At 32.9% G+C, this 12,139-nt stretch carries 14 protein-coding genes and 4 pseudogenes; all 18 read right to left on the reverse strand.

What is annotated here, in order from left to right; genetic code table 11:
* Positions 1-340: 340 nt before the first annotated feature.
* The 18 genes and pseudogenes from JCM7501_RS04535 to aroQ all read right to left on the reverse strand — a co-directional run bounded on the left by JCM7501_RS04535 (position 341) and on the right by aroQ (position 12,135).
* Entirely contained in the window at positions 341-1,225 is an 885-nt protein-coding gene (locus JCM7501_RS04535; protein WP_013150273.1) for a polyprenyl synthetase family protein, read from the reverse strand.
* Positions 1,218-1,445, reverse strand: coding sequence for an exodeoxyribonuclease VII small subunit (gene xseB / locus JCM7501_RS04540; protein WP_012995155.1), 228 nt, complete (start codon positions 1,443-1,445; stop codon positions 1,218-1,220). The genes JCM7501_RS04535 and xseB overlap by 8 nt, the downstream gene beginning before the upstream one ends.
* The gene (gene xseA / locus JCM7501_RS04545) at positions 1,423-2,643 is read right to left on the reverse strand and encodes an exodeoxyribonuclease VII large subunit (protein WP_028991928.1); all 1,221 of its coding nucleotides are present in this window, start codon (positions 2,641-2,643) and stop codon (positions 1,423-1,425) included. The genes xseB and xseA overlap by 23 nt, the downstream gene beginning before the upstream one ends.
* Positions 2,624-3,457, reverse strand: coding sequence for a bifunctional 5,10-methylenetetrahydrofolate dehydrogenase/5,10-methenyltetrahydrofolate cyclohydrolase (locus JCM7501_RS04550; RefSeq protein WP_028991929.1), 834 nt, complete (start codon positions 3,455-3,457; stop codon positions 2,624-2,626). Before JCM7501_RS04550 ends, xseA begins: the two co-directional genes overlap by 20 nt.
* A pseudogene (gene nusB / locus JCM7501_RS04555) lies at positions 3,447-3,869 on the reverse strand (transcription antitermination factor NusB). Before nusB ends, JCM7501_RS04550 begins: the two are co-directional and overlap by 11 nt.
* Positions 3,870-3,950: 81 nt before the next feature.
* Entirely contained in the window at positions 3,951-4,358 is a 408-nt protein-coding gene (locus JCM7501_RS04560) for an Asp23/Gls24 family envelope stress response protein (protein ID WP_012995151.1), read from the reverse strand.
* Positions 4,359-4,456: 98 nt separating this feature from the next.
* On the reverse strand, positions 4,457-5,002 hold the full coding sequence (locus JCM7501_RS04565) for a SpoIIIAH-like family protein (protein ID WP_028991930.1): 546 nt from the start codon (positions 5,000-5,002) through the stop codon (positions 4,457-4,459).
* Between the two features lie 18 nt (positions 5,003-5,020).
* On the reverse strand, positions 5,021-5,599 hold the full coding sequence (spoIIIAG, locus tag JCM7501_RS04570) for a stage III sporulation protein AG (RefSeq protein ID WP_013150269.1): 579 nt from the start codon (positions 5,597-5,599) through the stop codon (positions 5,021-5,023).
* A gap of 19 nt (positions 5,600-5,618) precedes the next feature.
* Positions 5,619-6,164 (reverse strand): stage III sporulation protein AF, encoded by a 546-nt coding sequence (spoIIIAF, locus tag JCM7501_RS04575; RefSeq protein ID WP_012995148.1) that lies wholly within the window; start codon positions 6,162-6,164, stop codon positions 5,619-5,621.
* An 8-nt stretch (positions 6,165-6,172) separates the two neighbouring features.
* A pseudogene (spoIIIAE, locus tag JCM7501_RS04580) lies at positions 6,173-7,329 on the reverse strand (stage III sporulation protein AE).
* 11 nt (positions 7,330-7,340) lie between these two features.
* A complete protein-coding gene (gene spoIIIAD / locus JCM7501_RS04585) occupies positions 7,341-7,727 on the reverse strand; it encodes a stage III sporulation protein AD (RefSeq protein ID WP_012995146.1) in 387 nt (128 codons plus the stop codon).
* Positions 7,728-7,735: 8 nt separating this feature from the next.
* Positions 7,736-7,933, reverse strand: a complete 198-nt coding sequence (spoIIIAC, locus tag JCM7501_RS04590) for a stage III sporulation protein AC (protein WP_012995145.1) — start codon at positions 7,931-7,933, stop codon at positions 7,736-7,738.
* Between the two features lie 12 nt (positions 7,934-7,945).
* Positions 7,946-8,456, reverse strand: a pseudogene (gene spoIIIAB, locus JCM7501_RS15590) (stage III sporulation protein SpoIIIAB).
* Complete coding sequence (gene spoIIIAA, locus JCM7501_RS04600) at positions 8,453-9,451, reverse strand: stage III sporulation protein AA (protein WP_028991932.1); 999 nt, start codon at positions 9,449-9,451, stop codon at positions 8,453-8,455. The pseudogene spoIIIAB and the gene spoIIIAA overlap by 4 nt, the downstream one beginning before the upstream one ends.
* A gap of 93 nt (positions 9,452-9,544) precedes the next feature.
* A pseudogene (locus JCM7501_RS04605) lies at positions 9,545-9,996 on the reverse strand (CD1247 N-terminal domain-containing protein).
* A 46-nt stretch (positions 9,997-10,042) separates the two neighbouring features.
* On the reverse strand, positions 10,043-10,600 hold the full coding sequence (gene efp / locus JCM7501_RS04610) for an elongation factor P (RefSeq protein WP_012995141.1): 558 nt from the start codon (positions 10,598-10,600) through the stop codon (positions 10,043-10,045).
* 18 nt (positions 10,601-10,618) lie between these two features.
* Positions 10,619-11,683, reverse strand: a complete 1,065-nt coding sequence (locus tag JCM7501_RS04615) for a M24 family metallopeptidase (RefSeq protein ID WP_028991934.1) — start codon at positions 11,681-11,683, stop codon at positions 10,619-10,621.
* Between the two features lie 5 nt (positions 11,684-11,688).
* Positions 11,689-12,135 (reverse strand): type II 3-dehydroquinate dehydratase, encoded by a 447-nt coding sequence (gene aroQ, locus JCM7501_RS04620; protein ID WP_028991935.1) that lies wholly within the window; start codon positions 12,133-12,135, stop codon positions 11,689-11,691.
* Positions 12,136-12,139: the final 4 nt, after the last annotated feature.

Consider the following 12,139-nt stretch of genomic DNA (forward strand, 5'->3'; position numbering starts at 1 on the left):
CACGCAGGTGGGTCTCCGCGGAGGAAGGGTCAACGCCCACATGCCATTGTGGATCGCCCCCCCTCCTTAACTCCCAGCACCAGCCCCCAACTGGGCGTTGAAAGCCAGCACCAGGAACTTCATCGATGTGCCCTTGACGGATTTTTAGGCCCGTCTTCGGGATTAGCGCCTCTGACTAGGATACTGCACCACTTTGCCTTTCTCTTCAAGGTATCTTAATTATAACATAATAAAAATATCAATATCAAACCTATACAAAGTGATTAAAAGGCTACTATACTCCCTTACGTATCAAAAAACTCATTCCTTTTAAAAAGTAGTGTCAATACTCCTTTATTCTTCAATTTACTCTCTCAATTAAATAATTAGACAATTCTTTAAGAAAGAGTGCTTTTTCTCCAAATCTATCTAAAATCTCTATAGCCTTTTGTGTAAGTTCTACAACCATTTGCTGGGATTTTTTTAAGCCAAAGATATTGACAAAAGTAACTTTGCCTTTTTCTCTATCACTACCAACCTTTTTGCCCAATTTTTCTTCTTCTCCAATTACATCTAATATATCGTCTTTTATTTGAAAAGCAAGACCTATCAAACTTGCATATTCTCTTAATGCATGAATATCTTCTTCTATAGCACCAGCAATGTAAGCTCCTGCACAAACAGATGCTTCTATCAAAGCACCTGTTTTATGTTCATGCATAAATTTTAATTCTTCATAAGTAAGCTTTGTGTTCTGTGAAAGTATATCCACCACTTGTCCACCAATCATTCCTTTGCAACCTGAGGCTCGCGCAATTTCATCTGTAGCTTTTAAAATCCTTTGATAATCATGGGGATTTTCTAAAGCATGCCTTATTAGGACTTCAAAGGCCAAATTTAAAAGTCCATCTCCTGCCAGTATTGCTATAGCTTCACCGTAAACCTTGTGATTTGTAGGCTTTCCCCTTCTCAAATCGTCGTTATCCATAGCTGGAAGGTCATCGTGTATAAGGGAATAAGTGTGAATGAGCTCTATTGCACAAGCTACAGGAAGGGCTTTTTTTATGTCTCCTTCAAAAAGTTCACAAGAAGAAAGGCATAATACTGGTCTTAACCTTTTTCCACCAGCAAATACACTATATTTCATGGCCTCGTAGATTATTTGTGGGTTTTCTTCCACTTCTAATATCCTGTGTAATTCTTTTTCAATAAGCTGTTGTTTTTCTTTTAGTTGCTCTTTAAACATCCTTTTCCTCCTCTTTAAAATCAACTTCCTCGCTTTCGTTTATAAGAAGAGTTATTTTTCCTTCAACCTCTCTTAATTTCTTTTCTAATCTCTTGGAAATTTCAATGCCTTCTTTAAACAAGTTAAAAGATTCTTCTAATAATAAATTTCCCTTTTCTAATTTATTTAAAATTTCTTCTAATTTTGTCATCTCTTCCTCAAAACTCAACTCCTCTTGCATCTTCTTTCACCTCTTGTATAATTGCTTTAGCATTACCGTCTTTAAATAAAATTTTTACTTCCTCATAAGGTGTTATGTCTTTCACAGAAGAAATAACTTTTTCTTGCTTGTCTAAAATAACTGTATAGCCTCTTGTAAGCACGTTTAATGGACTTAAAGAATTTAATTTTTCTGTCAAAATCAAAAAATCGTTTTTCTTCCTATTATATATAGAAAGCATTTCCTTGCACAAAGAGCTTTTTAAACTTTCGATTTTATGCTTTAAAACTTCATTTCTCTTAATAGGACTGTTAAAGTAAAGAGCCCTTCTAAGGCTCTCCAACTCTTTCTTCTTACGTTTTAACTCTGCCATCATTAATGTTATAAGCCTTGTTTTTAATAAAAATATCTCTCTTTGGTAAACCTTTATATCTGGCACTACAATTTCTGCAGCAGCAGAAGGAGTAGGAGCTCTTAAATCTGCCACAAAATCAGAAATAGTAAAGTCTGTCTCGTGTCCTACTGCAGAAACAACTGGTATACGAGATGCATAAATGCATCTTGCCACTTTTTCTTCATTGAAAGGCCAAATTTCCTCTAAGGATCCTCCACCTCTTGCTAAAATAATCACATCAATGTCTTTCCTTTTGTTCAAAATTCGAAGAGCATTGCATATCTCATCGGCAGCTGAGATTCCTTGTACTAAAACAGGAACTACTAAAATATCTATTGTGGGATTTCTCCTTTTAGAAATTGTTATTATATCTCGTATTACAGCCCCTGTTGGAGAAGTCACCACAGCAATCTTTTTAGGATGTTTAGGAATAGGCTTCTTTTTGTCAGAATCAAAAAGTCCTTCTTTTTGCAGTTTCTCTTTAAGTTTATTAAAAGCAAAATATAAAGCCCCAATTCCATCAGATCGTATACTTTGAGCATACAGTTGATAAGTTCCATTTTTCTCATATACAGTTATTCTACCTGTCACAATCACTGACATACCATCTTGCAAAGTAAAATTTAAAAGCTTTCCATATTCGTTAAACATCACACATTTTAATGAGGCTATTTCGTCTTTCAAAGTGAAATATATTCCTGTGCTGTGGTATTTTAAATTAGAAATTTCTCCTCTAACCCGTACATTTCTTAAAATTATATCATTGTCCATCATTTTTTTGATATAATCTGTAATTTCTCTGACTTCAAGCGCCTTCAATTGCATATTTAAAGGCCTCCAAAGTGTTTTTGAGTATCATTGCAGTAGTAACTGGTCCAACTCCACCTGGTACCGGTGTTATAGAAGAGCATCTATCTTTTACCTTTTCAAAATCTGCATCTCCATATATATTATTTTGGTAAACGTTTATACCCGCATCTATAAGTATTGCTCCTTCTTTAACCATATCTTCCTTCACCAACTTCATCTTACCAGCCGCTAGTACTAAAATATCCGCCTGTCTAGTATAATAAGCCAAGTCTTTTGTTTTTGAATGGCACACAGTAACCGTACAATTTTTGTCTAATAAAAGCTTAGCTACTGGTTTCCCTAAAATATTGCTTCTTCCTACTACAACAGCATGTTTTCCCACAAATTGAGTATTAATGCTTTCCAGTATATATAAAATTGCTTTAGGAGTACAAGGTATAAAAAGAGGTTTTCCGGCAAATAACTTTCCCATGTTGTAATTAGATATGCCATCCACGTCTTTATAAGGGTTTATAGTATCGTAGACTAATTCGGCATTAAAACTTTTGGGAAGAGGCATTTCTATCATTATACCATGAGTGTTTTTATCTTCATTTAAAAATTTTAAGATGTCAAAAAACTTAGATTCTTCGTTTTCCGAAAAATAATAAATTTCTGCTTCAATCCCCACATTTTTACAAGCTTTAACTTTAGAGTTTGCATAAACTTTTGAAGACTCATCATTTCCAGCCATCAAAATTGCTAATCTAGGCTTATAGCCAAACTCCCTTATCTCTCTTTTTACCTCTTCCCTTATCTTTTTAGAAATTTCCTTACCATCAATTATCATTCGATTCACCCACTTCCAATCCTTTATCCCTTACAAAGGCTCCCAGCAAGCCGTTTATAAACACATGAGAATCTTCTGTACTGTATTTCTTGGCTATTTCTACAGCTTCATTTATGGAAATATTTACAGGAATATTTCCATAAATCATTTCATAAATGCTGCATCTTAAAATAGCCAAATCTATTCTAGCATACGGTTAAGAGCCCAATTTTGAGAATATTTTTCTATTTCTTTATCAATTTCCTCTAAGTGTTCAATAGCTCCTTTAACGGTATTTTCTATGTATTCTTTTTGGTCACCAGGATCTTTTTCTTTATAAAAAATTGTCAAATATTTTGCTTATAGGAAACCTTGAAATATCGTATTGATAAAGCATTTTTACAACCCATTCTCTGGCTTCTGTTCTGTTCATTATTCCCAACTCCTTGAATTTTACCTCTTGCATATATTGTACCATAACTCTATCTAAACTAACCCTCTGTAAAGCAGAGGGTTAGTTTAAATCTTCTTTAACTTGCTCATTTTGTTTTTTATTTTCTTTATCCATATTTACCCCTTGAACATGAATATTGACCTCAACAACTTTTAATCCTGTCATATTTTCCACAGCATTTTTGACATTTTCTTGCACATTCCAAGCTACTTCAGGAATTCTAACACCATAATCCACAATTAAGTACAAATCTATTGACACTTCTTTTTCTCCTACTTCTACTTTTACGCCTTTACCCAAATTCTTTCTTCCCAACATTTCAGAAATACCGTTTACAACTCCCCCACTCATTCCAGCCACTCCAGGTACTTCCGTTGCCGCCAAGCCTGCAATGATACTAACTACTTCTTCAGAGATTTTAATAGTTCCTAACTCTTGATTTTCATTTGTATTTACATTTTCTTCCATAAATTTCACCCCCTTAAATACATAAATTTTTAGAGAAAACAGATATTTGTCAAAATAAATTATATCATAATTGTAGACTCAAAAACAATTAAGTTTTCTTATTCCAGTCTTGTCATGATTTTTATATTATCTAATGAAACTCCTGTCTGTCGGGAGACAATATCTACAATTTGAGCTACTTCTTCCTCTGACAGTTCATCAGCCTGAACAATTACATTTACTACACCGTTGTCTATCATCACAACTGCATCTTGAAATCCTTTAGCTTTTATCAAATTTTCTATTATCATTTCTTGGTTTGTTATTTCTGTAAGTTTTATTATTTGTTTTTGAGCCTCCTCTCTTGTAGTTTCGCTGGTATTTTTATTTTCTACTATTTCCTTTAAAGCATCAATACTTCTGCTTCTATTTATTTCTCTTTCTTCTCTATAAGTAGTAAATATTCCAGTAAAAAGTTTATCTTTTTCTGTACTAGTTTCCTTTGCAGAAGAAGTACTTGTTTGAATAGAATCCAGATTCTGGCTGTATTCATTTTTAGCGGCTTCGTCTTTCTTGCTGGTATACCCATAGTTTAAAACAAAAGCAATAGCTATTAGCAAGACAAGAGATATAATTGCTATAAGCTTTTTTCTCATAAAAACCATAAAAACTCCTCCTCACTTTTATTTTGAAGATATCACCTTAACTTTATAAGCAGGAATACCTAAAGCAGTTTGGACAGCCAAAGAAAGTTCGTATCTTAATTTTGGATCTTTTGCACCATCTGCAACTACAATCACTCCCCTTATTTCAGGCATTATCCTTTTTAATACAATAGGTTTATTTTGCCCAGAGGTATCTTGAGAGGTAACTACTTTGTTGTTTGATTCTGTTTGAATGGTCTCTCTTACGGCGCCACTACTATCTTTTTCATTTGTAGTAGTACTGGATTCTACCACATCCATTGCAGCTACCACCTCTTCATCTGAGTTTAGCGTAATGAGGACTTCAATATTTCCCACTCCTTCAATTCTTGACAATATATTTTCTAGGTCCTTTTCTAATTTTTGAGCATAATCTTCACTATTATTTTCTTTTTGAGCCATAACCAATTCTTTATCTTCATTGTTATTTGAAGGACGAGGTTTAAAAGTACTCGCACCTATTAACAAAATCAAACCTATTAAAAAGATAACAGTCAAATTTTCCATTAACTTTTTATTATCTTTTAAAAATTTATCTTTAAGTTTATTAAAATCCACTCAAGTACCTCCTTTCAATTTATTCCTCTTTTATAGTTATATTCTTTAACGGTACATTATAGAATGCACTTATTGCTTTTTTAATTTCTTCGTTAAATTTTTTGTTTTCTACTGAGTTTTGAGAAGCCATTGTGGTACTTTTGAAAGATAGGGTTATTTCATTTATTTTTCCAAATTCTTTGTCATTTAGGTCTTCTACAAATGAGACATCCACTTCCACTCCTTCAATTTCATACAGATTTACAAGTCTTTCTTTAATCTGTTCAATCAACCTTTTCTTGTATTCTGCCACAATTAAATTATTCCTCTGCTTTTGTGCTTCTTTTGAAATTTGCTCAACATCTATGTTTTTTAAAAAATAATTATTTTTAAATACGTAGGCTTCTATATTTGCTCCTCCTTTTAAAAAATTAATCAATGGATTTAAGATAGTAATCATAATTACAAAACCTATTGCAACTTTAGCATATTTTTTTAAACTAGAGGAAGGAACTAAAAGTTCTAAAACTATCGAGAGAATTGCAATATAAATTATCTGTGTTATCCAGTTTTCTATAAACTCCATTGTTCCACCTACCTCAGCATAGTAGTAATACTTGCCGTACCTATAATGGCAGTTATTGTAAAAAACATCATCACAGTAACAGAAGCCAATACCCCAAAAACATAAGTTAAAGAAGTTGCCACCTCTGAAAGGCAATTTACTATTCTTTTGTCTGAAATTGGCTCAATCACTGCTGCGGTAAAACGATAAATAATTATAAGGGAAAAAAGCTTTATTAAAGGCATTGCGGAAATTATTACAATTGCTATAAGTCCATAAATACCTACAGCTCCTTTTATCAGTAGTGATGCCCCTATAACTGCATCCACACTATCAGATAAAAGTCCTCCCACCACTGGTAAGAAAGCACCTACTGTATATTTTGCCGTTCTCGATATTACACCATCTGCCATTGAAGAAGATAAACCTTGTATAGTTATTACTCCTAAAAAAATACTCAATAAAATGGAAATAGAAGCAGTAGATAAGGTCTTTAAAAAATCCCCCATTTTATTCAAGCTAAACTTTTCAGAAATATTTCCTACAATTTTTACAGCTGTCATGAGCAAAATAATAGGCAATATAAAATCCCTCATAAGATGTGCTATAAACTGAACTGTTACAATGACAACAGGGTGAAAAAATGCTGCAGAGGTAAAAGCACCGACCGATACCAGCAAAGTTATAAGAACAGGCAACATCGATTGCATAAAATCAACCATGCTGTCAATTGCTTCTTTGCCGATTCCTAAAGCTTCTATAAAGCTTTTAACCGCTATTACGATAAAAATTCCATAAACAGCTAAAAAAGCAATCTCACTTATATTTTCATTTTCAAAAGAACCGTGTAAATTCATCAATATGCCGCCAATTACAGCTAAAATTAAAAGTTGTGTTAAAAGTTTTACAGATGAATATAATTCTTTAAAAAATAATTTTAGTAAATTTTTAAAAATTTGTTTATATCAAAAGATTGTTTTCCTGATATAACATCTCCTATATAAGTCTTTATATCAACGTAGGGAAATATATTGCCATTTTTTTGATTAGTTTCTTTTACAAAGCGGTCAATCTGATAAGTATCAATACCTCTTAATTGCCTTTCTATGTCCTGTTGTCCTGTATCCGCTTTGGCAGTAGTTAATAAACTCATAATCATTAAAATTACAAAAAGTAACTTTTTCAATCTTTTACACCTCACGGTATTATTGAAAGAATTGTCTCAATTAATGCAACAATTATAGGTATTGATAAAAAAATTATAATTGCTTTTCCTGCTATTTCTATCTTTGAAGCTAAATTTTTTTCATTCGCGTCGTGACACAGCTGAACTCCGAATTCCGTTATGTAAGCTATTCCAATGATTTTTAAGGTTGTCATAAAATAAATATTGTCAAGGCCACTTTTTTTAGCAAGAGTATTCAATATTTCTACGATTGCGCTAAGTTTTGGAAGAATCATCATAAAGATGATGACTCCGGTTACCAAACTTAAAATTATTTTCATTTCAGGATTTGTTTCCTTTAGAACTGTCAAAATAATTAAAACTATTATTCCCAAAATAACAATTTGAAATATTTCCATTCTATCACCTAATAAAGTTGAAATATTGTTTTTACTGTATTAAACAAATTGTTTATCATATTTATTACCATCATCAACACTACTACTATTCCTGCTAGTGTTACCATCATTGCTTGTTCTTCTCGCCCTGAACGTATTAATACTTGATTTAATACTGTTACCAAAATGCCAATTGCTGCAATTTTAAAAATTATATCTATGTTCATTATAATCCTCCTCTATAAAAACAATATGTTTATCGCCAGTCCTGCTAAAACCCCAATATTTTTGTAAAGTTTTTCATTTTTTTTACTTTCTTCTTCTGCGTTACTAAGTTGCCTTTTTAAAAGCTCAATAGCTAAATCAAAATTCTTTTCTTGGTTGTATACGTCAGAATTGCCAAGTCCATATCCAAAAGATTTCAAAATTTCTATGTCTTCTTTTTTTAGATAGCCATTGTCCCATTCCTTTAAGGCAATCTCCCATGCTTCTCCTGCAGTGTAACCTTCATTTTGTGATAGTATCATCTGTCTTTAAAAAAGCGAATTTTACACTTTTATCTAAAGAATGGGAAATCTCCATGAGTATTTCTCCTAATGGGGCTTTTGAATATGTTATTTCTATTTTCAAAAGGTTTAACGAAGATATCATACTTTTAAGTATCCAGCGCCTCATTTTATATTTCAAAGCAAACAAATACCCCAAACTACTGGTAGAAAAAATAACCAAAACCATTCCCAATAATTTCATTTGTCAATCCTTCCTCTCCTATATGGCCCTTTAAACAAAGTATTAAAATTCTCATCTAATATTTTTTCTACTGTACCTGCCCCTAAACGATTGCTTAAAATTATATAACGCTCAAAATATCTTAAAGAAATAACGTCTTTTAAAATAGGTTTTTTCATGAGGTCCTCAATGTCGTTAGCATGAACTGTAGTTATAATCTTTACACCAGTATTCAACACCTCATGAATCGCTTCTATGTCCTCTTTTCTGCCTATCTCATCTGTTACTACCACTTGCGGGGACATTGACCTTATAAGCATTATCATTCCATGAGCCTTAGGACATCCGTCTAAAACATCAGTCCTTATTCCAACATCCAATTGAGGAATGCCATTGTAACAGCCGGCAATTTCTGACCTCTCATCTACTATACCTACTTTTTTACCCGTAAAGCCTAAAAAATCTATTCCATTACTTATCCACCTTGCAATATCTCTTAAGAGGGTGGTTTTGCCACATTGAGGAGGTGATATTATTAAAATGTTATGTACACCGTTAGAAGTACTAATTAAATATTTTAATATTTCCTCTGCCACTCCTATTATATCTTTTGATATTCGATAATTGTATCCAGAAATATTCTTTAAAGTCTTTATATAACCATTTTCTAAAACGCATTTTCCAACTATACCAACTCTGTAACCACCTTTTAAGGTAATATATCCGTTTCTTATTTCTTCTTCAAAAGCATAAAGAGAAGATTTGGATATTAACTGAAGAGCTTTTTCACAATCCTCAGAAGTAACGATATAGGCCAAAGAAGGTGAAAAAGACATTGTCCCTTCTTTTGATACAAACTTTTCTTCATTTCGTAAATAAACTGTAAGAGGTCTATTAACTCTAAGGCGTATTTCCTCTACTTCTTGCAATAGGGCATCAGGAATTTTTGTAATTACCTCTCTTACTGATGGAGGAAGAGCATAAAGAACTTCTTCAAAATTTTTTCTTGCGTTCATATACCTGTCCCTCCTCTTGTAAAATTATATTTGTAAGGTTAGATATTTATGAATAAAAAACACCCACTAACTTTTCGCTAGTGGGCATTTTCATTAGTCGTCGTCATCTACAATTTTCAAATCTTTTACTTTTAAGGTTTCATTGCAATGAGGGCATACCAACTCAGCATTTTCATCATCTAAAAGCTCTTCTTCTACACTCATCAACATATGGCAATTAGGACATTCTCCTTCCACATACTCTTCATAATCTTCCTCTTCATCCTCTTCATCCTCATCATCGTCATAATCGTACTCATAGTCGTCATCCTCATAGTCCTCATCGCCATATATGTGATTTTCGATTTCAGAAAGGTCTTCATCTATTTCTCCCACATAATCGTCCAATTCAGAATGAGAAGCTTCCAGCTCATTTATCGCATCTGCAAAATCTTCTAAAGTATCTAAAATTGCCAAAATTATTTTCCCTTCTTTTGTGCTGTCATCTATCCCTAAACCGTCTGCTAATCCTCTTAAGTAGGAACTCTTTCGTTTAAATATTCCATATCACATACCCTCCTTTACAAAATAGTATTCGACAATTTGCTGCGTTTATACCCTCTCTAAATATTCTCCGGTTCGAGTATCGATTCTTATTTTGTCTCCAACATTTATAAACAATGGAACTTGGATGACAGCACCAGTTTCTACAGTTGCCGGCTTAGAACCGCCCGTTGCAGTATCTCCTCTAAACCCAGGTTCTGTTTCCACGACTTCCAGCTCAACAAAAGTAGGAGGCTCAACGGAAAAAGCTTCACCTTTATAGAACTTTACTGTAACAGTCATATTTTCCTTTATAAACTTAATTGCATCTTCTACTTTGTCATAATTTAAAGGAATTTGTTCGTAGGTTTCTGTGTCCATAAAATAATAAAGGTCTCCATCATTATAAAGGTATTGCATTTCCTTCCGTTCTATAATTGCTTCCTCAAATCTTTCCGTTGGGCTAAAAGTTTTTTCTATAACAGCCCCTGTCATAACATTTTTAAGTTTCGTTCTTACAAAAGCAGCACCTTTTCCAGGTTTAACGTGCATAAAATCCACAACTGTAAAAACCTGTCCGTCAACCTCAATAGTTACTCCTTTTCTAAAATCACCCGCTGCGATCAAAAAAATCCCTCCATTGTTTTAGTTTAGTTCAATTAAATATTTAGGTGATTTGGTTAAATTTATAACACCATCTTCTTTTAATAATACCATATCCTCGATTCTTACGCCACTAAAATCGGGAATATATATCCCCGGTTCTACTGTAACAATTACCCTTTCTTTTAAAATTTCTTCTTTTTTGAAGGACAAGCTAGGTGCCTCATGAATTTCAAGCCCTACACCATGCCCTAAAGAATGAGTAAAATATTTTCCATAGCCCTTTTCTTCAATTAAAGACCTTGCTAACAAATCCGCCTCTTTTGCCATAAGTCCTGCCTTTAAATTATCTATCGCTTTCTGCTGTGCTTCTAAAACTACGTTATATATCTCTTTTTGCTTCTCACTCGCTCTTCCCATAACAATCGTTCTTGTCATATCAGAGCAATAACCATTTACTTTACATCCAAAATCTATTGTGACAAAATCACCTTTTTCTATCACTTTTTCAGAGGCTTTTCCATGAGGAAGAGAGGACCTTTTACCTGATGCTACAATCGTATCAAAAGATAGAGCTTCTGCTCCTTGTTTTTTCATAAAGTACTCTAATTCTAATGCTACTTCTTTTTCTGTCATTCCTACTTTAATGAAATTTAACAGATGCTCAAAAGCCTTATCAGTTATATTTTGTGCCTTTTTTATGTTTTCTATTTCTTCATCATCTTTTACCATTCTCAAAGTCTCAACCACATTAACCTCTGGTATTAGATCAATCTCCAAAAACTCTTTTAATTCCCTATACTGCCTGTAAGAAACACTTTCTTCAAAGGCCAGTTTTTTTATCCCTAATGTTTTAATATATTCTTTTAAAACTTCTTTTATGCCATTTTTATGTTCTATAACTTCAAAATTTTTGACTTCCTTCACTGCTTGTTCAGTATATCTTCCATCTGTAATAAAAATAGCTCTATCATGAGTAACAAAAGCTACACTGTCATCTCCAGTAAAACCTGTGATATATGTAACATTAACAGGTTTGTATATAACAAAAGCTTCTATGTTTTTCTCTCTCATCAACTCTTTTAAATTTTGCAGTCTTTTATTCAAAATTTTTACCCCCCAATTGAATCCTCTAAATACTTAACTGCATTGAGAGCAAGGACATAACTATAAGGTCCAAATCCTGTTATCACACCTTTACATTTAGAAGCAGTAACTGAAGTCTTCCTGTATTCCTCCCTTCCAAAGATATTTGAAATATGGACTTCTATTACTGGAACTGATACTGCTGCAATAGCATCCATAATTGCTAAACTGTAATGAGTATAAGCTGCAGGATTTATAATTATAGCGTCGAAATTGTTTTCTGCAGAATGAATGAGGTTAATTATTTCTCCTTCACTATTAGATTGCTGAATCTTTACAGCTATATCTAATTTCGCAGCCTCTCTTTTTATCATATTATTTATTTCTTCGTAATTTATATCTCCATAGATCTCTTTTTCTCTTTTTCCTGTCAAATTTACATTAGGGCCATGAATTATCAAAACTCTTTTCATAATC

The organism is Thermoanaerobacter thermocopriae JCM 7501 (assembly GCF_001310975.1).
Lineage (GTDB): Bacteria > Bacillota > Thermoanaerobacteria > Thermoanaerobacterales > Thermoanaerobacteraceae > Thermoanaerobacter > Thermoanaerobacter thermocopriae.

What these genes read in the sequence shown, in the direction of transcription:
- xseB (WP_012995155.1), bottom strand. Translation starts at nt 1,445, where the DNA reads ATGCAAGAGGAGTTGAGTTTTGAGGAAGAGATGACAAAATTAGAAGAA.
- spoIIIAD (WP_012995146.1), bottom strand. Translation starts at nt 7,727, where the DNA reads ATGGAAATATTTCAAATTGTTATTTTGGGAATAATAGTTTTAATTATT.
- spoIIIAA (WP_028991932.1), bottom strand. Translation starts at nt 9,451, where the DNA reads ATGAACGCAAGAAAAAATTTTGAAGAAGTTCTTTATGCTCTTCCTCCA.
- aroQ (WP_028991935.1), bottom strand. Translation starts at nt 12,135, where the DNA reads ATGAAAAGAGTTTTGATAATTCATGGCCCTAATGTAAATTTGACAGGA.
- JCM7501_RS04565 (WP_028991930.1), bottom strand. Translation starts at nt 5,002, where the DNA reads ATGGTTTTTATGAGAAAAAAGCTTATAGCAATTATATCTCTTGTCTTG.
- JCM7501_RS04560 (WP_012995151.1), bottom strand. Translation starts at nt 4,358, where the DNA reads ATGGAAGAAAATGTAAATACAAATGAAAATCAAGAGTTAGGAACTATT.
- xseA (WP_028991928.1), bottom strand. Translation starts at nt 2,643, where the DNA reads ATGCAATTGAAGGCGCTTGAAGTCAGAGAAATTACAGATTATATCAAA.
- JCM7501_RS04535 (WP_013150273.1), bottom strand. Translation starts at nt 1,225, where the DNA reads ATGTTTAAAGAGCAACTAAAAGAAAAACAACAGCTTATTGAAAAAGAA.
- spoIIIAF (WP_012995148.1), bottom strand. Translation starts at nt 6,164, where the DNA reads ATGGAGTTTATAGAAAACTGGATAACACAGATAATTTATATTGCAATT.
- spoIIIAC (WP_012995145.1), bottom strand. Translation starts at nt 7,933, where the DNA reads ATGAACATAGATATAATTTTTAAAATTGCAGCAATTGGCATTTTGGTA.
- JCM7501_RS04550 (WP_028991929.1), bottom strand. Translation starts at nt 3,457, where the DNA reads ATGATAATTGATGGTAAGGAAATTTCTAAAAAGATAAGGGAAGAGGTA.